General features: G+C 71.6%; 19 protein-coding genes. 14 read left to right on the forward strand and 5 right to left on the reverse strand.

Annotated features, from left to right (window positions below; genetic code table 11):
* The first annotated feature begins 1 nt into the window (after nucleotide 1).
* Both ACIBIW_RS15695 and ACIBIW_RS15700 read left to right on the forward strand, forming a co-directional pair.
* On the forward strand, nucleotides 2-58 hold the full coding sequence (locus ACIBIW_RS15695; protein WP_399336716.1) for a trp operon leader peptide: 57 nt from the start codon (nucleotides 2-4) through the stop codon (nucleotides 56-58).
* Between the two features lie 178 nt (nucleotides 59-236).
* Nucleotides 237-2,252: an anthranilate synthase family protein gene (locus ACIBIW_RS15700; protein ID WP_399336240.1), complete on the forward strand. Its 2,016-nt coding sequence runs from the start codon at nucleotides 237-239 to the stop codon at nucleotides 2,250-2,252.
* A 274-nt stretch (nucleotides 2,253-2,526) separates the two neighbouring features.
* On the opposite strand, the gene ACIBIW_RS15705 is transcribed toward ACIBIW_RS15700, so the two are convergent.
* Nucleotides 2,527-3,555 carry a 6-phosphofructokinase gene (locus ACIBIW_RS15705; protein ID WP_399336242.1) on the reverse strand — a complete coding sequence of 343 codons (1,029 nt, stop codon included), beginning with the start codon at nucleotides 3,553-3,555 and terminating at the stop codon, nucleotides 2,527-2,529.
* Between the two features lie 684 nt (nucleotides 3,556-4,239).
* On the opposite strand from ACIBIW_RS15705, the gene ACIBIW_RS15710 reads away from it, so the two are divergent.
* From ACIBIW_RS15710 to ACIBIW_RS15740, 7 genes are all read left to right on the forward strand, one after another.
* A complete protein-coding gene (locus tag ACIBIW_RS15710) occupies nucleotides 4,240-5,778 on the forward strand; it encodes an ABC transporter substrate-binding protein (RefSeq protein ID WP_399336244.1) in 1,539 nt (512 codons plus the stop codon).
* Between the two features lie 83 nt (nucleotides 5,779-5,861).
* Complete coding sequence (locus ACIBIW_RS15715) at nucleotides 5,862-6,815, forward strand: ABC transporter permease (protein WP_399336246.1); 954 nt, start codon at nucleotides 5,862-5,864, stop codon at nucleotides 6,813-6,815.
* Nucleotides 6,812-7,711 carry an ABC transporter permease gene (locus ACIBIW_RS15720; RefSeq protein WP_399336248.1) on the forward strand — a complete coding sequence of 300 codons (900 nt, stop codon included), beginning with the start codon at nucleotides 6,812-6,814 and terminating at the stop codon, nucleotides 7,709-7,711. Before ACIBIW_RS15715 ends, ACIBIW_RS15720 begins: the two co-directional genes overlap by 4 nt.
* Nucleotides 7,708-8,691, forward strand: coding sequence for an ABC transporter ATP-binding protein (locus tag ACIBIW_RS15725; protein ID WP_399336250.1), 984 nt, complete (start codon nucleotides 7,708-7,710; stop codon nucleotides 8,689-8,691). The genes ACIBIW_RS15720 and ACIBIW_RS15725 overlap by 4 nt, the downstream gene beginning before the upstream one ends.
* Nucleotides 8,688-9,758, forward strand: coding sequence for an ABC transporter ATP-binding protein (locus tag ACIBIW_RS15730; protein WP_399336252.1), 1,071 nt, complete (start codon nucleotides 8,688-8,690; stop codon nucleotides 9,756-9,758). The genes ACIBIW_RS15725 and ACIBIW_RS15730 overlap by 4 nt, the downstream gene beginning before the upstream one ends.
* Nucleotides 9,739-11,520 (forward strand): gamma-glutamyltransferase family protein, encoded by a 1,782-nt coding sequence (locus ACIBIW_RS15735; protein ID WP_399336254.1) that lies wholly within the window; start codon nucleotides 9,739-9,741, stop codon nucleotides 11,518-11,520. Before ACIBIW_RS15730 ends, ACIBIW_RS15735 begins: the two co-directional genes overlap by 20 nt.
* Nucleotides 11,521-11,527: 7 nt before the next feature.
* Entirely contained in the window at nucleotides 11,528-12,847 is a 1,320-nt protein-coding gene (locus tag ACIBIW_RS15740; RefSeq protein ID WP_399336256.1) for an alpha/beta fold hydrolase, read from the forward strand.
* A gap of 69 nt (nucleotides 12,848-12,916) precedes the next feature.
* Here the strand turns inward: ACIBIW_RS15740 and ACIBIW_RS15745 are convergent, their stop codons facing one another.
* From ACIBIW_RS15745 to ACIBIW_RS15760, 4 genes are all read right to left on the reverse strand, one after another.
* Nucleotides 12,917-13,552, reverse strand: coding sequence for a hypothetical protein (locus ACIBIW_RS15745; RefSeq protein ID WP_399336258.1), 636 nt, complete (start codon nucleotides 13,550-13,552; stop codon nucleotides 12,917-12,919).
* Nucleotide 13,553: 1 nt separating this feature from the next.
* Nucleotides 13,554-14,087, reverse strand: coding sequence for a hypothetical protein (locus ACIBIW_RS15750; RefSeq protein ID WP_399336260.1), 534 nt, complete (start codon nucleotides 14,085-14,087; stop codon nucleotides 13,554-13,556).
* Between the two features lie 273 nt (nucleotides 14,088-14,360).
* Nucleotides 14,361-15,551, reverse strand: a complete 1,191-nt coding sequence (locus tag ACIBIW_RS15755; RefSeq protein WP_399336718.1) for a helix-turn-helix domain-containing protein — start codon at nucleotides 15,549-15,551, stop codon at nucleotides 14,361-14,363.
* A 361-nt stretch (nucleotides 15,552-15,912) separates the two neighbouring features.
* Complete coding sequence (locus ACIBIW_RS15760; protein ID WP_399336262.1) at nucleotides 15,913-16,128, reverse strand: hypothetical protein; 216 nt, start codon at nucleotides 16,126-16,128, stop codon at nucleotides 15,913-15,915.
* A 180-nt stretch (nucleotides 16,129-16,308) separates the two neighbouring features.
* Between ACIBIW_RS15760 and ACIBIW_RS15765 the strand changes: the two genes are divergently transcribed.
* The 5 genes from ACIBIW_RS15765 to ACIBIW_RS15785 all read left to right on the forward strand — a co-directional run bounded on the left by ACIBIW_RS15765 (nucleotide 16,309) and on the right by ACIBIW_RS15785 (nucleotide 19,795).
* A complete protein-coding gene (locus ACIBIW_RS15765; RefSeq protein ID WP_399336264.1) occupies nucleotides 16,309-16,542 on the forward strand; it encodes a hypothetical protein in 234 nt (77 codons plus the stop codon).
* A 5-nt stretch (nucleotides 16,543-16,547) separates the two neighbouring features.
* Entirely contained in the window at nucleotides 16,548-17,075 is a 528-nt protein-coding gene (locus ACIBIW_RS15770) for a DUF6879 family protein (RefSeq protein WP_399336720.1), read from the forward strand.
* Nucleotides 17,038-17,925 (forward strand): helix-turn-helix domain-containing protein, encoded by an 888-nt coding sequence (locus ACIBIW_RS15775; protein WP_399336722.1) that lies wholly within the window; start codon nucleotides 17,038-17,040, stop codon nucleotides 17,923-17,925. The genes ACIBIW_RS15770 and ACIBIW_RS15775 overlap by 38 nt, the downstream gene beginning before the upstream one ends.
* 183 nt (nucleotides 17,926-18,108) lie before the next feature.
* Complete coding sequence (locus tag ACIBIW_RS15780) at nucleotides 18,109-19,221, forward strand: radical SAM protein (protein ID WP_399336265.1); 1,113 nt, start codon at nucleotides 18,109-18,111, stop codon at nucleotides 19,219-19,221.
* On the forward strand, nucleotides 19,214-19,795 hold the full coding sequence (locus ACIBIW_RS15785) for an exonuclease domain-containing protein (protein WP_399336267.1): 582 nt from the start codon (nucleotides 19,214-19,216) through the stop codon (nucleotides 19,793-19,795). The genes ACIBIW_RS15780 and ACIBIW_RS15785 overlap by 8 nt, the downstream gene beginning before the upstream one ends.
* Nucleotides 19,796-19,830 lie beyond the last annotated feature (35 nt).

Below are 19,830 nucleotides of genomic sequence, written 5' to 3' on the forward strand. Positions count from 1 at the left end.
CATGATCGACGTCCCGGTGCACAACTGGTGGTGGACCGCTCATCCGGCGGCCCACTGACACGCGTACCCACTGTCGCGAAGGCCGCCCGAGGGCGGCCTTCTCCGTTTTCCGGAGTTCCCGGGTTCTCTGAGTTCCCTGAGTCCCCTGAGTTCCCGGAAAGTCCCCGGCCCCGGGGGCCGCTCCTCCCAGCAAGCGCCTCGCATCCCACGAGAAGGCACCCGGAGAGGACGACCCCATGACCGAGCCGTACGGCGGCCAGCACGAAGAGAGCGGCGGGCCCGAGGAGAAGGGCCGGCCCGACGAGGGCGGCAGCCCCGAGGACGGCCGCGGCAGGACCGCCGGGGGCGGCTTCCGCCTCGACGAGCTGCTCGCGCCCGGCGCGGGCCCGTTCGCGGTGCTGCGCCGCCGCACCCCCGGACACGACCCCGACCAGGTGGAGGTGCTGCGCGGCCCGGTCCGCGACGTGGCGACGCTGGCGGAACTGCCGGTGGGCCCCGGGCCCTCGCTCGCGCTCGTGCCGTTCCGGCAGATCGCGGAGCGCGGCTTCGACGTGCGCGACGACGGCACCCCGCTGAGCGTGCTGAGCGCCGACACGTACCACAGGCTGCCCCTGGACGAGGCGCTGCGGCAGCTCCCCGAGCGCCCGGTGGAGGTGACCGGCGGCGGCTTCGACGTCGGCGACGAGGAGTACGCGCGCACCGTGGCCCGGGTGCTGCGCGAGGAGATCGGCCGCGGCGAGGGCGCCAACTTCGTGGTGCGGCGCACGTACCGCGGCACCCTGCCGGGCTTCGGCCGGGCGGACGCGCTGGCGCTGCTGCGGCGGCTGCTGGCGCACGAGCGGGGGGCGTACTGGACGTTCCTGGTGCACACCGGGGAGCGGACGCTGGTCGGCGCGAGCCCCGAGGTGCATGTGCGGATGGCGGGCGGCACCGTCGTGATGAACCCCATCAGCGGCACGTACCGCTATCCGGCAGGGGGCCCGACGGCCGAGGGGCTGCTGCGCTTCCTCGACGACGGGAAGGAGGCGGAGGAGCTGTCGATGGTCGTCGACGAGGAGCTGAAGATGATGTGCGACGTCGGCGACATGGGCGGGGTCGTCGTCGGGCCGCGGCTGCGGGAGATGGCGCACCTCGCGCACACCGAGTACGAGCTGCGCGGCAGGTCCTCGCTGGACGTGCGGGAGGTGCTGCGGCGGACGATGTTCGCGGCGACGGTGACGGGCTCCCCGGTGCAGAACGCCTGCCGGGTCATCGAGCGCCATGAGCACGGCGGGCGCGGCTACTACGGGGGCGCGCTGGCGCTGCTGGGCACCGACGCGGGCGGCGCCCAGACGCTGGACTCGCCGATCCTGATCCGTACCGCGGACATCGACGCGGCCGGGCGGCTGCGGGTTCCGGTGGGCGCCACCCTGGTCAGGGGCTCGCGGCCGGAGGGCGAGGTGGCCGAGACGCACGCGAAGGCCGCGGGGGTGCTGGCCGCGCTCGGGGCGGTGCCGCAGGCGTCGCGGGCGGCGCGCGGCGGGCCCGCGCCGGGCTGCGACCCCCGGGTGCGGGAGGCGCTGGACGCGCGCAGGGCGGGGCTCGCGCCGTTCTGGCTGCGGATGCAGGAGCGGCTTCCGTCCGGCGCGGCGGGCGGCGCGCTCGTGGTGGACGGCGAGGACACCTTCACCTCGATGCTGGCGCACCTGCTGCGCTGCGCCGGGTACACGGTGACGCTGGTGCGGCACGACGCGCCGGGGCTGCGGGCCGCGGTGGCCGCGCACCGCGGCCCGCTGGTGCTCGGCCCCGGCCCCGGCGACCCGGCGGACACCGGGGACCCCAGGATGCGGGCGCTGCGCGCGCTCGCGGCCGAGGCGGTCGGCGCGCACCGGTACGGGGTGCTGGGGGTGTGCCTCGGGCACGAGCTGATCGCGGCGGAGCTGGGGCTCGACATCGTCCCGTCCCGGGTGGCGTACCAGGGGGCGCAGCGCACCGTGCAGCTCTTCGGGCGGCCGGAGACGGTGGGCTTCTACAGCAGTTTCACGGCCCGCTGCGACGAGGAGTCGGCGGCGGAGCTGGCCGCGCACGGTGTCACCGTGTCGAGGGACGCGGCGAGCGGCGAGGTGCACGCGCTGCGCGGGCCCGGCTTCGCGGGGGTGCAGTTCCACCCGGAGTCCGTGCTGACGCTGCGCGGGGACGCGATCGTACGGGAGCTGATGGCGGAGGTGACGCGGGGCGCGGCGGCGGTGGCCGGGGAGCGGCCCGCCGACTGAGCGGTCCCGGCGCCGGGCGGCGGGTGCGCGGCGCCGCGCCGCCCGGGTGCCGGAGGCCCGGGCGGCCGCCGCGGCCGGGTGGCGGCCGGCTCGCGGGGCAGGGGGCGCGCTCCTCGGGGCGGCGGGGTCGGGGGCCGTGTTCCCGGGAGCGCTGTCGCAGGGGTGGCGTGGTTCGAGAACCTGGTTCGCCGGGGTGCCGGGCCCGGCGGGCCGGGACCCGACGGGGGCGGTCGGGAGGGATTGTGCCGAGGTGCGGCGCGGCCCGGTGGCCCGGTCAGCCGAAGAACACCCCGACCTCCTTGTACAGCTCGGGCTTGACCGTCTTCAGTGTGGCGGTGGCGTCCGCGATCGGGACGCGGACGATGTCCGTGCCCTGGAGCGCGACCATCTTGCCGAAGTCGCCGTCGCGCACCGCCTCGATCGCGTGCAGTCCGAAGCGGGTGGCGAGCCAGCGGTCGAAGGCGCTGGGGGTGCCGCCGCGCTGCACATGGCCGAGCACGGTGGTGCGCGCCTCCTTGCCGGTGCGCTTCTCGATCTCCTTGGCGAGCCACTCGCCGATGCCGGAGAGCCGTACGTGGCCGAACGAGTCGAGGGTGCCGTCCTTGAGGACCAGGTCGCCGTCCTGCGGCATGGCGCCCTCGGCGACGACCACGATCGGCGCGTAGGAGGCCCGGAACCGGGAGGTGACCCAGCCGCAGACCTGGTCGAGGTCGAAGCGCTGCTCGGGGATGAGGATGACGTTGGCGCCGCCCGCGAGGCCCGAGTGCAGCGCGATCCAGCCGGTGTGGCGGCCCATCACCTCGACCACGAGGACCCGCATGTGGGACTCGGCGGTGGTGTGCAGCCGGTCGATGGCCTCGGTGGCGATGCCGACGGCGGTGTCGAAGCCGAAGGTGTAGTCGGTGGCGGAGAGGTCGTTGTCGATGGTCTTGGGCACCCCGACGCAGTTGATCCCGTACTCGTCCGCGAGCCGGGCGGCGACGCCGAGGGTGTCCTCGCCGCCGATCGCGATGAGGGCGTCCACCTCCTGCTTCGCCAGGTTCTCCTTGATCCGGCGGATGCCGTTCTCGACCTTGAGGGGGTTGGTACGCGAGGAACCGAGGATGGTGCCGCCACGGGGCAGGATGCCGCGCACGGCGGGGATGTCGAGCTGGACGGAGTCCCCTTCGAGGGGGCCGCGCCAGCCGTCGCGGAATCCGGTGAACCGGTAGCCGTACTCCTGGACGCCCTTGCGGACGACGCCCCGGATGACGGCGTTGAGCCCGGGGCAGTCGCCGCCCCCGGTCAGTACTCCGACGCGCATGGAAGTGTCCCTTCGCTCAGGGTGAGCCTGACACCCCTCACGCTAAGGGTGATCCACGCCACACCAACATGGGACGAATGGTCAATTCCGCCGCTTTGGGCGGGAATTGATCTTTCACATTCACTCGAAGGTGGTAGCTATGTCTGGATTTGCCATAACATATTGCGCGTTGCAGCCGGGCCAGTACGCAGCGGGTTCCCAGGCTGCCGTAACCGCGCCGTGCACCGGAGTTGACCGGCACGACATACGTCAGCAGCGGGTCGCCCCCGGTGTCGCGGCGCGAGGCGAGTGCCCTTCCGGATGGCCCCGGCTATGGCGTCACGAGCACCGAAGATCTCGCCCGAGCCGGCCATGCCGCCGTCGAGGTGGGCCCCGGCAGCGACCGCCGACGCAGCCTCCCCGGGGACCTCACGGCCGTTCGCCGTAACGAACGATCGTGTACGACATACTGAACGCAAAGCGGCGCGCCCCCCACCCCCGCGCCGCCGTCGGCAAAGATTCCGCGCGTGGCAGCCGGGACAACGGGCGGCGACCTCTGGGCGACCTTCGCGCGACACGACCATTGACACCCCCAGGACACCCCCATAGCCTCGGCTTGTTCGATCTACGGAACACATGGGTTCGTCTTGGTGGCCGTAACCACGCGCCCCGGGACGCCGCCTCCCACAACGACATCGAGGAACGATGCGCCATCGCATACTCGGCGCGGGTGCCGGGGCGGCAGCGGCCCTGTTGCTCGCTTCCTGCTCGACGCCGGGCTCCGGCTCCGCGTCCGAGGCGTCGCCCAACACCCTGACCGTGTCCACCCCGACCGAGCCGGACAGCCTCGACCCGACGCTCGCCAACACCTTCGCCGCCCGCCTCGTCTTCACCAGCTTCTGCGAGAAGCTCTACGACGTCGACAGCAAACTGCGGATCGTGCCCCAGCTCGCCGCGGCCCTCCCCGAAGTCTCCGCGGACGGCAGGTCCATGGAGATCACGGTCCGCAAGGGGGTGCGCTTCAACGACGGCACACCGCTCGACGCGGCCGCGGTGCAGACCACCCTCGAACGCGACCTCACCATGAAGGCGTCGGCCCGCGCCGGCGAACTCGGCGCCGTCTCCCGGGTCGAGACCACCGGGCCGCGCACCGTGCGGCTCGTGCTGAAGCACCCCTCGGCGCCACTGCTCTCCCAGCTCGCCGACCGGGCCGGGCTCATCATGTCGCCCACCGCGCTGAAGAAGCTCGGCGACGACTTCGGCACCGCGCCCGTCTGCGTCGGCCCCTTCCGCTTCCAGGACCGGGTCTCCGGCAACGAGATGGACTTCGTCAAGTCCCGCTACTACTACGACGCGGACAAGGTGCGCCTCGACGGCATCCAGTACCGCTTCATCACCAACTCAAGCGTCGCCACCGCGAACCTGGAGTCCGGCGACGTCCAGGCGGCCGAGCACATCGACCCCAGCGACGCCGTCACCCTCAAGGGGGAGTCGGGCGTACGGGTGCTGCACTCCGACACCATCGCCTACCAGTCGATCTCCATCAACGTCAGGAAGAACGCGGACACCGCGCTCGGCACGTCCCCCGCGCTGCGCCGCGCCTTCGAGATGAGCATCGACAGAAACGCCCTCAACAAGGCCGTCTGGAACGGGCAGAACGTGCCCGACTGCGGCCCGCTGCCCGCGCAGAGCCCGCTGCGGGTGCGCCCCGACTGCACCGCCTACGACCCCGACGCGGCCCGCGCCCTGGTCGAGAAGTCAGGGGATGACCACCCCTCGGTCGAGCTGATGGTCCCGACCGGTGCCGCGCCCCAGCGCGAGGCCCAGGTGATCCAGTCCATGGCGCAGGACGTCGGGTTCAAGGTGTCCGTGCGGCCCATCGACCTGGTCTCCGGGCTCGACCTCGCCCGCAAGGGGCAGTTCGACGCCTTCCTCGAAGGCTGGTCGGGGCGGGTCGACCCGGACGGCGACACCAACGACATCATCACGACCGGCGGCGCCAACAACTTCTCCGGATTCAGCGACCGCACCGTCGACTCGCTCGTCTCGCAGGCGTCAGAGGCCGACGACAACGCCACCCGCTCCAAGCTCTACGCCCGCGCCGTGGCACGCGTGGGCGGGCTGCGCCCGCTGCTGTACCTGTACCACAACCGCTGGTTCCTCGGCACCAGCAGCCGCGTGCACGGCGTCGTCTACCAGCCCGACGGGCTCCCCCGGTTCAAGACGGCGTACCTCACCCACTGATCACCCACTGACCCCGTACGACGGGCGGCCCCGGCTCCAGGCCCGTGTGCGGAACCGATTCCCCAGAACTCCCGGCAGGTGTCATGAAGTGGTTCATACTCCGGCGCGCGGGCACCTCGGTGGTGACGCTCGTCCTCGCCAGTGTCGCCGTGTTCCTCGGGGTGCGCGCGCTGCCGGGCGACCCGGCCACCGTGCTGGCGGGCGAGAGCCCGACCCCCGAGGCGGTGGCGGAGATCCGGCGGCAGTTCGGCCTCGACCGGCCGCTGCCCGTCCAGTACGTGCACTACGTGACCCAGGCGCTCCGGGGCAACCTGGGCGTCTCCACCCAGGACAAGGCCACCGTCACCCATGTCCTGGCCGAGCGGCTGCCCGTCACGCTCGAACTGGCGCTGCTCGCGATGCTCGTCGGGGTCGTGGTGGGGGTGCTCGCGGGCGTCGTGTCCGCGGTGCGCCGCGGCTCGGCGTTCGACTACGCCGCCAACGCCTTCGGCCTGTTCGGGCTCTCCGTACCGCACTTCTGGCTCGGCATGCTCGGCATCGTCGTGTTCTCCGTGCACTGGCACGTCCTGCCAGCGTCGGGCTTCGTCGGACTCGCCGACGACCCGGCGGGCAATCTGGAGCGCATGGTGATGCCGGTGCTGGTGCTCGGCACCGGGCTCGCCGCGGTCATCATGCGCCAGACCCGGTCCTCGCTGCTCGGCCAGCTCTCCGCCGACTACGTGCGCACCGCGCGCTCCAAGGGCCTCGGCGGCGGGCAGCAGCTCACCCACGCGCTGCGCAACAGCCTCACCACCGTGACCACCGTGATCGGGCTCCAGCTCGCGGGGCTCATCAGCGGCGCGGTCATCACCGAGCAGATCTTCGTCATCCCCGGCTTCGGCAAGCTGATCGTCGACGGTGTCTCGTCCCGCAACTACCCCGTCATCCAGGGCGCGGTACTGGTCACGGTCGTCGGATACGTACTGGTCAACCTGCTCGTCGACGTCGCGTACGGCTATCTCGACCCCCGTCTGCGCACGGCTGGAGCGTCCCGATGACCGACACGGCCCCCTCCCCCCAGGCGGCCCCCGCGGCCGGAGCCGGGGCACCGGCGGCGGCGCGGCGCGGGCGGCGCGCCCTGCGGCGGCTGCTGCGCCGGAAGATGGCGGTGGCCGGGGCGGTGCTGGTGCTGCTGTTCCTGCTGGTCGCGCTCTTCGGGCCGCTGATCGCGGGCAGCCAGACCCGGCTCGGCCTCACCCACATCCTCGCCGACCCCTCGGGCTCCCACCTCCTCGGCACCGACGACCTCGGCCGCGACGTGCTCGCCAGGATCACCGGCGGCGCCCGGGTGTCGCTGCTCGCGGGCGTGGTCTCCACCGCGCTCGCGCTCGCCGTCGGCATCCCCCTCGGGCTCGCCGCCGGCTACTACCGGGGCTGGACGGACTCGGTGCTGATGCGGATCACCGACGTGGTCCTCTCCTTCCCCTATCTGATCTTCGCGGTGGGCATGGCGGCCATCCTCGGCCCCTCGCTGCGCAACGTGATCATCGCGCTCGCGGTCGCCGAGGTGCCCTCGGTGGTACGGATCGTGCGCGGCGAGACGCTGGTGCTGCGGGAGCAGGACTTCGTGGAGGCCGCCGTCGCCGACGGGGCGCGGGGCGCCGCCGTCATGTGGCGCACCATCCTGCCCAACATGACGAGCACCCTGATCGTGAAGGCCACCGTCGCCATCCCCGCAGGCATCCTCGGCGAGGCGGCGCTGAGCTTCCTCGGGCTCGGGGTGCAGCCGCCGCAGGCGTCCTGGGGCGTGATGCTGACCAGCGCCCAGCAGTTCCTCTCCCAGGACCCGCTGCTCGCGGTGTTCCCCGGCGTCGCCATCGCGCTGACGACTCTCGGCTTCAATCTGCTCGGCGACGGGCTGCGTGACGTGCTCGACCCCAGGGAGCTGCGATGACACTGCTGGAAGTGGCGGGCCTCAGGGTGGAGTACCGCACCGAGGACGGGCCCGTGATCGCCGCCAAGGACGTCTCCTTCAGCCTCGGCCGCGGCGAGATCCTGGCGCTGGTCGGCGAGTCGGGCTGCGGCAAGACCGCCACCGCCATGGCGATCCCCCGGCTGCTCGACGAGGAGCGCGCCACCATCAGCGGCTCCGTGCTCCTCGACGGGGTGGAGCTGACCACGCTGCCGGAGAAGCGGATGGGCGACGTGCGCGGCAAGGACGTCTCCGTGGTGTTCCAGGAGCCCATGACCTCGCTCAACCCCGGCTTCACCGTGGGCCGGCAGATCGGCGAGGTGCTGCGCAGGCACACCGGCATGACGCGGGCCCAGGTCCGCGAGCGGGTCGTGGAACTGCTCGACCTGGTCGGCGTCCCCGACGCCCACAGGAGGGCGCGCTCGTATCCGCACGAGCTGTCGGGCGGCATGCGGCAGCGGGTGATGATCGCGACGGCGGTGGCCTGCGACCCCAAGGTCCTCATCGCGGACGAGCCGACCACCGCGCTCGACGTGACCATCCAGGCGGGCGTCCTCGACATCATCAGGGACCTGCGCGCCACGCTCGGCACCGCCGTCATCCTCATCACCCACGACCTGGGGGTGGTCGCGGAGATCGCGGACCGGGTGGTGGTGATGTACTCCGGGCGGCACGTGGAGCACTCCCCCGCGCCCGCGCTCTTCGAGCGCCCCCAGCACCCGTACACCACCGGTCTGCTGGACGCGCTGCCGGGGCGGGCCGTGCTGCGCGGCGGGCGGCGCAGGCTCAGCGAGATCCCGGGTCTTGTGCCGCCGCCCGACTCCGACCCGGACGCCTGCCAGTTCGCGCCGCGCTGCCGCCGCGCCGGGCCCGAGTGCACGGCGGCGAGGCCCCCGCTGGAACGGGTCGGGGACGGCCATCTGGTGGCGTGCTACCACCCAGGACCCGAGGAGGGCGCATGAGCAGGGACGCCGCCGACGGCGGGGCCGCCGGGGCCGCGGACGACACGGTCCTTGAGGTCGAGGGCCTCGTCAAGCACTACGGGAGCGGCCCGGGCGGCACCGTGCGCGCCGTGGACGGGGTCGACCTGCGCATCGGCAGGGGCGAGATCCTGGGCCTTGTCGGCGAGTCGGGCAGCGGCAAGTCGACCATCGGCCGCTGTGTGGCCCGGCTGACCACGCCCACCGGCGGGCGGATACGGCTGCTCGGGGAGGACATCTCCACCATGGGCGCCCGCCGGCTGCGCCCGCTGCGCCGGAATGTGCACGTGGTGTTCCAGGACGCGTACTCGTCGCTGAACCCGCGCAGCAGCATCGGCGACATCGTGGCGGGGCCGCTGCGCCAGCACGGCGAGGGCGACGCGCGCGAGCGGCAGCGCCGGGTCGCGGAGATGCTGGAGCGGGTCGGGCTCGGCGAGCGGACCGCGGCGCGCCGCCCGCACGAGTTGTCGGGCGGGCAGCGGCAGCGGGTCGCGCTGGCCAGGGCGCTGGTCATGCGCCCGCGCCTTGTGGTGGCGGACGAGCCGGTGTCGGCGCTCGACGTGTCGGTGCAGGCGTCGATCCTCAACCTGCTGCTCGACCTCCGTACCGACCTCGGCTTCTCCTGCCTGTTCATCACCCACGACCTGTCGGTGGTGGAGTTCGTCGGCGACCGGATCGCGGTGCTCTACCTGGGCCGGGTGGTGGAGACCGCCTCCCGCGCGGACCTCTTCGCCGACCCCCAGCACCCGTACACCCAGGCGCTGCTGTCCGCGGCGCCGGTGCCGCGGCCGCGGGCGGCGACCGGCGGCCGGATCGTGCTGCGCGGCGACCCGCCCAGCCAGACCCGGCGGATCGCGGGCTGCTCCTTCCACACCCGCTGCCCGGTCGCCGTGGACCGCTGCCGCACCGAGCCGCCGCTGCTGACCGGTGTCACGGCGCCCGAGCACCGGGTCTCCTGCCACCTCGTCACCCCTCAGGGCGGCCCCGACCTGGCCAAGGCCGCCGGAACAACCAGGAAAGAGAACGGCATTGCTGACCACACGCCCTGAACTCACCGGCGACTTCGGCATGGTCGCGAGCACCCACTGGCTGGCCTCGGCCACCGGTATGAGTGTGCTGGAGCGCGGCGGCAACGCGGCGGACGCCGCCGTCGCGGCGGGCTTCGTCCTCCAGGTCGTCGAGCCCCATCTCAACGGCCCCGGCGGCGAGGTCCCCGTACTGCTGTGGTCGCCGGACGACGCACGCGTCTCGGTGATCTGCGGCCAGGGCGTGGCGCCCGCCGCGGCCGAGGGGCGGCGCCTCGCGGACCTCGGGCTCGACCTGGTGCCGGGCACCGGGCTGCTGCCCGCGGTGGTGCCCGGGGCGTTCGGCGCCTGGCTGCTGCTGCTCGAACGGTGGGGCACCTGGCGGCTCGCCGACGTCCTCGCGCCCGCGATCCACTACGCCCGCGCGGGCCATCCGCTGCTGGGCAGGGCCGCCGCGGCGCTCGGCACGGTGGCGGACATGTTCCGCGCCCACTGGCCGACCTCGGCCGCCACCTGGCTGCCCGGCGGCGCGGTGCCGAAGGCGGGGGCGCGCTTCACCAACCCGGTGCTCGCCGACACCTACCAGCGGCTCGTGGACGCGTCGCAGCAGGCGGGCGGCTCCCGGGAGAAGGGGATCGCCGCGGCCCGCGACGCCTGGTACCGGGGCTTCGTCACCGAGGCCATCGGCGCGTACTGCCGCTCCACCGAGGTCATGGACACCTCGGGCCGCGCGCACCGGGGGCTGCTCGACGCGGACGACCTCGCCCGCTGGGAGGCCACCGTCGAGGAGCCCGTCACCTTCGACTACCGGGGGCACACCGTGTGCAAGACGGGCCCCTGGGGGCAGGGCCCGGTGTTCCTGCAACAGCTCGCGCTGCTCGACGGGTTCGACCTGGCGGAGATGGGCCCAGGATCGGTGGACTGGGTGCACACCGTCGTGGAGTCGGCGAAGCTCGCCCTCGCGGACCGGGAGGCGTGGTACGGCGACCCGCGGTTCACCGACGTCCCGCTGGGCGCGCTGCTGGAGCGCGGCTACAACGACGAGCGGCGCCGCCTCATCACCTCCGCCGCCTCCCTCGACCTGCGGCCGGGGTCGCCGGGCGGCCGGAAGCCCGTGCTGCCGCCGTACCCCGGCCCGTCCGGCGGCGGGGCGCCCGGCGGCGGCGGCACCGGGGAGCCCACGGTGGCCGCGTCCGGCGAGACCAGGGGCGACACCTGCCATCTCGACGTGGCCGACAGCAGCGGCATGGTGATCTCGGCGACGCCGAGCGGCGGCTGGTTCCAGGCGTCCCCGACCGTCCCCGGGCTCGGCTTCTGCCTCAGCACCCGGGGCCAGATGTTCTGGGTGCCCGAGGGACTGCCGAACTCGCTGCGGCCTGGGGCGCGCCCCCGCACCACGCTGACGCCGTCCCTGGCACTGCGCGACGGGCGGCCCTGGCTGGCGTTCGGCACCCCGGGCGGCGATTTCCAGGACCAGTGGACGCTGCACTTCTTCCTCAACGTGGTGCACGGCGGCATGAACCTCCAGGAGGCCATCGACGCCCCCGAGTTCCACACCACCCACATGCCAAGCTCCTTCTACCCGCGCGACGCGCACCCCGGGGCCGTACTGGTCGAGGAGCGCATGGACGCGGAGGTGCGCGCGGGGCTGCGGGCGCGTGGGCACCTGGTGGAGACCGTGGACGCCTGGGCGCTCGGCCATGTCACCGCCGTGGCCAGCGAGGACGGCTGGCTGCGGGCGGGCGCGAGCCCCCGGGGCGCGCAGGGCTACGCGGTGGGCAGGTGAGGGCGCGGTGATCACCGCCGAGTACACGCTGCCTGGCGCGCATGTGCGCGAGCACCGGGTGGCGGTGCCGCTCGACTGGGCGGCCGAGGGCGGCCCCGCGCTTTCCGTGTTCGCGCGCGAGGTGGTTGACCCGGCGCGCAGGAACGCGGAGCTGCCGCTGCTGCTCTACCTCCAGGGCGGCCCGGGCGGCAAGGCGAGCAGGCCGATGGGCGTGCACGACGGCGGCTGGCTGCCCGAGGCGCTGCGGCACTACCGGGTGGTACTGCTCGACCAGCGCGGCACCGGCCGCAGCAGCCCGGTGGACGGCCCCGTGGTGGAGGCGTTCGGCTCGGCCCGGGAGGCGGCGGCGTACCTGGGCATGTTCCGGGCGGACTCGATCGTCGCGGACGCCGAGCATCTGCGGGTCGCCGAGTTCGGCGGCGGGCGGTGGACCACGCTCGGCCAGAGCTACGGCGGCTTCCTGACGATGACGTACCTCTCCCGGGCGCCAGGCGGTCTCGCGGCCTGCCTGGTGGCGGGGGGCCTGCCCGCGGTAATACGCCCTGACGCCACGGAGCTGTACCGGCGCACATATCCCAGGGTGGCCGCGAAGAACCGGGTCTACCGGGAGCGGTACCCGGGGGACGTGGAGGTGGTGGCGCGGGTCGCCGACCTGGTGGCGGGCGGCGGGGTGCGGCTGCCCGACGGAGACGCGCTGACGGTACGCCGGCTCCAAACGCTGGGCCTCGACTTCGGGATGGCGCCGGGCTTCGAGCGGATGCACTGGCTCTTCGACGAGGCGTTCGCGGACGGCGGCGCGGGCGCCGGGGAGCGGCTGACCGAGACGTTCCTCGGCCGGGTGATGGAGCGTACGGGCTTCGCCGACCGGCCGCTGTTCGCCGCTCTCCAGGAGTCGATCTTCGCCGTGGGGGACGGGGTGGCGGCCTGGGCCGCGGAGCGGGAGCGGGCCGCGCACCCCGCGTTCCGCCCGGAGGCAAGGCCGCTGCTGTTCACGGGAGAGATGATCTACCCCTGGATGTTCGAGGAGCTGCGGGGCCTGCGTCCTTTCAGGGCCGCGGTGGAGGAACTGGCCACCCGCCCGTCCTGGCCACCGCTGTACGACACCGCACGCCTCGCCGCCAACGAGGTGCCGGTGGCGGCGGTGGTGTACGCGGACGACATGTACGTCGACGCGGACCTCTCCCTGGAAACGGCGTCCGCGGTGGGCCGCGTCCGCACCTGGGTCACCAACGAATACGAACACGACGGCCTCGCCTCCGACGGCCGGGTCTTCGGCAGGTTGCGCGGGATGCTGGCGGAGCGTGGGGAGCTGCCGGTGGGGGCGTGACGGCGGGGGCTGAGGGCGGCACGGGCCGCGGTGGTGAGGCTGACAGCCATCGCGCGAGAGCCAAGGGGATCAGTTCCGCTGTTGTTCGTAGAAGGGTTTGAGCCGGTGGGTTCTGCGGCAGGGTGGGCAGGCCCAGCGTCCACCGGCGTCCAGACTCGACGTCCCGGTGACGGTCACGAGCCGGGTGCCGGGGGCGTAGCCCGCGTGCCAGTGACACCACCCTGCGCCGCTCGCCGCCGCCTGCCGCTGGCCGTGCCGGGTCAGGTCCTTCACCGCTTCCGGGTCGCACAGCTTGTACGGCTTCGCCGGGGGCACGGTCCAGTACGGGGTCTGTGCGGAGGGCTCGGAGGCGGTGGGCGCTGGCATGTTGAGGCACTGCTCCGGTTCCAGACACCGGATGTACGCGACCGTGTGGCGCCAGGACTTCGCGGTGTCCGTGGGGACGAGGGGGTAGTAGCGGGCGCGGGCGGGGTCGTGGATCACGGGCCCGCCCAGGTGTTCGTATAGCCGGGCGCGGAGGGTGTCGGGATCGTCGGTCCCGGTGGCGGCGTGGACGAGCAGCGCGGGCAGGCGTACGGCGGTGAACAGCACCCCGCAGGGCAGCGGGGCCAGGCCGCCGGGCTGCTTCCAGGCCCGGTGTGCCTCGGCGGGGCGGGGGTGTGCGGAGGCGAGCCAGTCGGCCGCAGGGCTGGCATGGTCCACCATCTCAGGCACCACTCTCGGTGAGTGGCGTCAGTCGGTGTGCCGCGCGGCAGCTCGGGCAGGCGTACAGACCGGCACCAAAGGTCGAGCCCTGCTCGATAATCTGCACCAACTCCGTGCCGTGGGCCCATTCCTGACACCGGAAGCACAGACGCATCGCCCCGGCCGCCGCGCGCTCCCGCCCGCGCCGCGCCAACTCCTCCACCGCGACCGGATCGCACAGGTGTCCTGGGCCGTCCATCGGCACCACCCAGTACCCGTTCATTCCCGAGGGACGGATCGCGGCGGGGTTGGGAACGCCGAGGTAATACTCCGAGCCAAGGCACTCCACCCCGGGCACCCGCCACCCCTTCGCGGCACCTGCCGAAACAAGGGCGTAGTAGCGCCGGTGCTGCGGATCGTGGATGACCGGCCCGTACAGGGTCTCGGCAAGGCGGGCGCGGACAGCGGCCGGATCGTCGCGGTCGACGGCGGCACGCACGACGCTCTCAGCCAGACGCACCGCGGTGAACGGCCCATTGCACGGCAGAGCGGCCACACCGTACGGATGCGACCACGCCTCGTACACCTCAGCCGGGCGTGGGTACGCCTGGGTGAGCCAGGCGGCAGCGGCGGCCGTACGGTACGCGGGCGCCGGCACCGCTCCGGGCTCGTCAAGTTCTGTTCGCTCGTCCGGGGGGACGCTGTGTAGCGTGCTGCACGTCGGCTCCAACCAGTCGGCCATCCCCGGGACCGGTGGCAGGTCGCCGGGCTTCTTCGTGACCGTAGGAGCGGTGCGGCGCAATCGGGGGCACAGATTGTGCCCCCACGACTACGCGGTCAGCATGCCGATCCGCACTGCGAGTTCGGAGGCACGGCGGCGGCGGACGGGGGCCTTCGACTCCGCTTCCTCCAGGATGATCGCCTTCGCGTAGCCGTTGTACTTGATGGTCTCCGGCGCCGCCTCGTGCGCCTTGGCCAACGTCGCCAGTGCCACATCCGGCTGTCCGTCGAGCTGGTACCCGCGTGCCTCCTCGATCCGGTGGCGCGCTCGTCGCGGCCGGGACGGGATCGTCGCGGCGTCCGCTGCCGCGGCCTGCCGCACCGACTCTCCGCCCGCGTGCAGCTCCACGGCGACGGTGACCGCGTGGGCCCCCATGATGGCCCGGCCGAACGACGTGACCGGGTCGTAGTAGGTCGCGGGCAGGCGCCCTGCCATCTCCCGGGCCCGGTCCCACAACCGCCACGCCGTGCCTGTCTCCAGACGGCGCGCCGCGGTGTAGCCCGCCTCGAACGTGAGCGCGCCCGCGATGGCCAACACGGCGTCCGTCGCGTCGGGCAGGTGCGGCGCCAGGTACTCAAGACCTTCGCGAGTCACGGTGTCGGCAGCGTCGAAGTGCGCGGGGCCGCTGTCGCGGTGGGCCTGTGCGGTGAGCCACGCCGCGACACCGATGGCGCGCGGGTCCTCGCTCTCCCGCGCCGCGATCAGGCCGCGCTCGGCCACCCGCCACAGCAGTGCCGCATCCGGCTGATACGCCACGAAGAACTGCGCGAGGCTGTACACCTCAGAGAGGATCGCCTGCGCCGCTCGCCGCTCCGTGCCGGTGGCTGCCTGCCGCACCGCCGTCTGCGCGTCCCCGATCAGGTTCGGCAGCAGACCGCCGATGATTTCCCGGTGGTTCGGCGCCGAATGCCGCGCCGTCCACGCCGCGTCGAGCCGGGCCCGCAGATGCGCGGCAGGCTGCTCCTGAGACCGGCCGGTCATCGGGAACGCGTCCACCGCCGCGCCCACGGCGGGGAGTCGGGGGTGCCCAGGACCCGTGAACAGATCCACGGCCACGTCGTGTCCCGTGAGGTCGGCCAGATTTCGGACACGCAGTACCTCGGCGATGCGGAGCACCATGTTCAGCTTGGGGGTTTGGAGACGGCCGGTCTCCACCCCCTTCACCCACGATGCGGTGAGCCCGAGGAGTCCGCCGAGCTGGGTGCGTGTGATGCCCCGGCGCTGACGCAGGATCTGCATGCGCTGGCCGAAGACGATCGGGGCGGCGTAGGGGTCCGGCGTACCATCGGGAGTCGTCACGGCATTGCCCTCCTTACAGCTCGTCACCGCCAGTATGGGGCAACGCCGTTTCACGCAGACATGCCGAAGCGGCCCCCGCTCGCCCCGCTTAGGTTCCAGACACCGTACGCACACCACCGCGCGACGCCAGGACTTGGCGGTGTCCGTGGACGCGAGGGAGCAGTAGCGGGCACGCGGCGGATCATGGATCGCGGGCCCGCCCAGGCGTCCACCGGGCTGGGCGTGGAGGGTGTCGGGGGCGTTGGTTCCGGCTCCTCAAGGTGCCCGGGCGCTGCGGCATTGTCGTGCGCGCGCCCCGCCATCACCGCGGCCCCGAGGTGCAACTGCCCCCGTCACCATTCCCGCTCCCGGCCAGGCTCGGCCTGCCCGAGCTTCGCCAGGCCGAGCCGCACCAGCCGAGCACCGTCCGGTACTGGCCCGGGCGCAGATACGGGAGCGCCCGCATATGCCGGTACATGCCGCCGACGACCGAGTCCGATCCGCGCTCCGCGGCCCCTTCCATCCGTGTCAGCGCCATCGGCGTCGGACAGCGTCGGACCAGGGGTGACGCGAACGGCGGGCCAATCCTCCGGCGTCGCCGTGCCGACCGCTCTCCGCTGCTCCATGCCCCCTGTAGAGAGGCCGCCTTGACCGTTCGAGCCGTCCGCCTCACGATGTGCGAGAACGGTTCGTCAAGTTTCGAGCAAGGGAGGACACCATGCGTGCTCGGTTCCTCGGTAAGGACCCTGAGTCTCAGATCGGCAACTCCCCGACGCTGTTCGCCACCGACCGCACCGACCGCGTCACCTACATCGCGCAGGGCTGGAAGGTGACGGACCTCCAGGTACTGGCCGACGTCGGCGAGGTCCCCGACCATGAGACGCTGATCGAGATCCCGGAAGACGTGCTCAAGATGTACGCCCGCCGCTATATGGAGGAGGGAGAACACTGAGCTTTCTGACCGGAGAAGAGTTCGGCCGACTCTTCCAGTCGTTCGAGCACACAGCGTTTCGTCTGGAAGTCCGCGACCGCTACGACGCGGACTATGAGAACGAGTCGCTGCGGAAGTTCCTTGCGCAGGAGAAGGACGACCTGCCGTGGCTGCAGGACTGGCTGACTATGATTCGTGACGCTACGTCCAGGGCGCGACGCTTCACGCGTGTACGGGTGGTCAGCTTGCCGCTCACCGACTACAGCCGGTTCGGTGTGTGGTGTGCTCAGTTCACCAACGGCGCCGGCGAGGACATCCGCTACTTGACGCGCGACCGGGCGGACGCCGAACAGCTCCCCCCTCACGACTACTGGCTGTTCGACTCGCGCAAGCTGGTGCGGATGCACTTTGATGACGCCGACGCCTTCCTTGGCGGCGAGGTCATCGAAGACGCCCGCGAAGTCGTGCAGCACAACTACTGGCGCGATGCCGCTTGGCACCACGCCATCAGGCGGGATGACTTTGCCACCGAACAACACCTCGGGTTCGTCTAACGTCCACGAGGCCAGAGATGCCCTGGGCAAACGACTCCGCGAGCTTCGCCAAGCTGCCGACATGAGCGGCAGGCAGCTCGCGGAGTCGTTGTCGTGGCCGCCTTCCAAGGTGTCCAAGCTGGAGAACGGCCGCCAGACCCCCACCGACGACGACATTCGCAAGTGGGCCGCGGTCACGGGGAGCGAGGGCGAGACCGAAGCGCTGCTCGCTTCGCTGCACACGCTGGAAGTGCAGCACGCCGAGTGGCAGCGCATCCTCCGCACCGGCTTGAGGCCCCACCAGCAAGAGCTGATCTCGTGGGACCAGAGGACCCGGCTTTTCCGTGCCTTCGAAGCAACCGTGATTCCAGGTCTCCTCCAAACACCCGAGTACGCACGTGCCCGCTTCGCCGAAGGCATCCGCCGGCTGAAGTTGCCCAATGACATCAACGAGGCCGTGGCCGGGCGGGCAAGGCGCCAAGAGATCCTGTACCGACCGGACAAGCGATTCCACTTCGTTCTTACCGAAGCGGCGCTCAGGTTTCGTCTCTGCGCTCCGGACGTCATGATCGGTCAGCTTGATCGGATGGTTTCACTGTCGCAGCTCCCGAACGTGCGTCTCGGCATTATCAGCTTCGAGGCTCAATACGCCACTTCGCCGTGGCATGGCTTCTGGATCTACGACAACGAACGGGTGCTCGTTGAGACGCTGTCGGCTGAGCTTGACCTCCGCCAACCACAAGAAATCGAGCTGTACGGCAGCGCGTTTGAGCAGCTTGCGGCCGTTGCCAGCTACGGCAGGGCGGCGCGGGCGATCATCAATCGGGTGATCGAAGCCTTCGCTCCTGACACCTCGGAGGATGGCTCCTGATTGCGCGCCTTCTCTCCTGGCGAGTGAGTTTCTAGAAATTCCCAGAAATTTTCTATTCAATGCCAAAGTGCACCCCTACGCTTCCCATGGAGCGCGTTACTCCGCGCTCCCCCGTCCCCGGACTCGGGAGGCCGTCAAGTGCCTGTCTCAGTGCAACTTTTAACTCGTGATCAGACAGAGCGGATGCCCGAGCGCGCCCGCGAAGTCGTGGAGTATCGCAAAAGCGGGCTCAGCCTGAATCACATTCAGGGCTGCCCGCTGGACTGTGCGTACTGCATCCGGCACACCTACGGTCTGTGGGACCAGCGTGTGCCGCGTGCGCTCATGAGCGACGCCGAAGCCGTCGAAGAACTGGTCGGTCATCGCTACTTCCAGCCGCACGTCACGCCGGTACAGGTGTTCAACCGCGCCACCGACCCGTTCTTGCCTGTGGTCCGGCCGCACACTCTCGCCGTGCTGGAGGACCTGGACGCCCGGAAGCTGACGAACCACGCACTCGTCATCACCAGGCACCAGATGAAGCCCGAGGACATTGACCGGCTCAACCGGCTCCAGCACGTCAAGCTGACGCTGCTGTTCACGTACTCCGGGATCGACGACAAGGGCATCGAGCCCTACCCGTCGCATGTCGCGGCCGAGTCCCTGAAACTCATGAGCGCGCCGCGGAGCCGCAAGTACCGGACGGTTCTCTACTGGCGCCCGCTGGTGCCTGGTCTCAACGACTCACCCGAGCACCTGGACCAGGCGTACGAGCTGAGCAAGCACGCCGACGCGACGGTCTTCACGGGGCTGTTCTACCGCGACCAGATCGCGGCCTACTACAAGGCGAACAACCTGCCCGAGCCGTACGACGAGACGGCCCGGCGCAAGATTGTGCCGGAGACGTTGGAAAGGCGCGTCCTTTCCAGCTTCGCCGACAGCGACTCCTTGTTCCGCAAGACCTCGTGCGCCGTGGCCTACGCCCATGAGTTGCCGGACTACAACGGCCACTACGGCGTCCCTGAACTCTGCGACATCTGCCCGCTGGCGCAGCTCGACCGCTGCAAGGATGCACACCACGTCCCGACCGCGAAGCGGCTGCGGGAAGTCGCCGCCGACCTTCCGGAGGCTCGTGGTCCGGTGGTCGTGGACGTCACGGAGCACGCGGCCGTCGTCTCGGGACTGGAGACCGAGCAGCCGCGTTACTACCTGCAACACACTTTCAGGTTCCAGGTGCACGACGTACGGCACCCGCACCGGGAGCGGCGACATGGCCGAGCTGAGATCGGCTGGAAGGACGGCACGCAAGATGGCTGACTGGACGGAACTCTCCTACGCGGTCGTTGACGTGGAGGGGAACGGCCACCAGCCGCCGGACCTTGTGGAGCTGGCTGCTGTCCCCGTCGTCGGCGGTGTCATCGGGGAGCCGGTCTCATGGCTGGTCCGTCCCGACCAAGCGATCACGCCGATGGCGCGGCGCGTTCACGGCATCAGCAACAAGGCCGTGGCCGACGCCCCGGTGTTCACGGACATCAGGGACGATGTTCTCAAAGCGTTGGACGTCTCGGCCTTCGTGGCACACAACGCGCACGTGGACGCAGGCGTTCTTCGGCGCAAGATGCCCGACTGGACGTGCCCCGAAGTGTTCGACACGCTCAAGCTAGCGCGGCGTTTTATGCCTGACCAGATGAGTTTCCGGCTCGGTTCGCTGGTCGAGGCGCTTCAGCTTGCCGAGGGGCTGCCGCATGATGTGCGGCCTCATCGGGCGGGCTACGACGCCTTGGTTGCGGCGCGTCTCTTCGTCCGGCTCGCCACGGTGGCCGGCTCGCTGGAAGGACTGCGCGGCCTGCCGCCGGAAGGGGGTACCGATGAGACTCCGGCCCTTTTCTGACCACGATCGAGTCATGTTCGTCAGCGTGGACGGCC

Origin of the sequence: Streptomyces sp. NPDC050560, from assembly GCF_044457285.1 — a bacterium.
Taxonomy (GTDB): domain Bacteria; phylum Actinomycetota; class Actinomycetes; order Streptomycetales; family Streptomycetaceae; genus Streptomyces.

Excerpts from the sequence above, each read along its gene's own strand:
- ACIBIW_RS15700 (WP_399336240.1), top strand. The coding sequence starts at position 237 with ATGACCGAGCCGTACGGCGGCCAGCACGAAGAGAGCGGCGGGCCCGAG.
- ACIBIW_RS15720 (WP_399336248.1), top strand. The coding sequence starts at position 6,812 with ATGACCGACACGGCCCCCTCCCCCCAGGCGGCCCCCGCGGCCGGAGCC.
- ACIBIW_RS15715 (WP_399336246.1), top strand. The coding sequence starts at position 5,862 with ATGAAGTGGTTCATACTCCGGCGCGCGGGCACCTCGGTGGTGACGCTC.
- ACIBIW_RS15755 (WP_399336718.1), bottom strand. The coding sequence starts at position 15,551 with ATGCAGATCCTGCGTCAGCGCCGGGGCATCACACGCACCCAGCTCGGC.
- ACIBIW_RS15785 (WP_399336267.1), top strand. The coding sequence starts at position 19,214 with ATGGCTGACTGGACGGAACTCTCCTACGCGGTCGTTGACGTGGAGGGG.
- ACIBIW_RS15725 (WP_399336250.1), top strand. The coding sequence starts at position 7,708 with ATGACACTGCTGGAAGTGGCGGGCCTCAGGGTGGAGTACCGCACCGAG.
- ACIBIW_RS15780 (WP_399336265.1), top strand. The coding sequence starts at position 18,109 with ATGCCCGAGCGCGCCCGCGAAGTCGTGGAGTATCGCAAAAGCGGGCTC.
- ACIBIW_RS15765 (WP_399336264.1), top strand. The coding sequence starts at position 16,309 with ATGCGTGCTCGGTTCCTCGGTAAGGACCCTGAGTCTCAGATCGGCAAC.
- ACIBIW_RS15775 (WP_399336722.1), top strand. The coding sequence starts at position 17,038 with ATGACTTTGCCACCGAACAACACCTCGGGTTCGTCTAACGTCCACGAG.
- ACIBIW_RS15710 (WP_399336244.1), top strand. The coding sequence starts at position 4,240 with ATGCGCCATCGCATACTCGGCGCGGGTGCCGGGGCGGCAGCGGCCCTG.
- ACIBIW_RS15730 (WP_399336252.1), top strand. The coding sequence starts at position 8,688 with ATGAGCAGGGACGCCGCCGACGGCGGGGCCGCCGGGGCCGCGGACGAC.
- ACIBIW_RS15760 (WP_399336262.1), bottom strand. The coding sequence starts at position 16,128 with ATGGCGCTGACACGGATGGAAGGGGCCGCGGAGCGCGGATCGGACTCG.
- ACIBIW_RS15705 (WP_399336242.1), bottom strand. The coding sequence starts at position 3,555 with ATGCGCGTCGGAGTACTGACCGGGGGCGGCGACTGCCCCGGGCTCAAC.
- ACIBIW_RS15745 (WP_399336258.1), bottom strand. The coding sequence starts at position 13,552 with ATGGTGGACCATGCCAGCCCTGCGGCCGACTGGCTCGCCTCCGCACAC.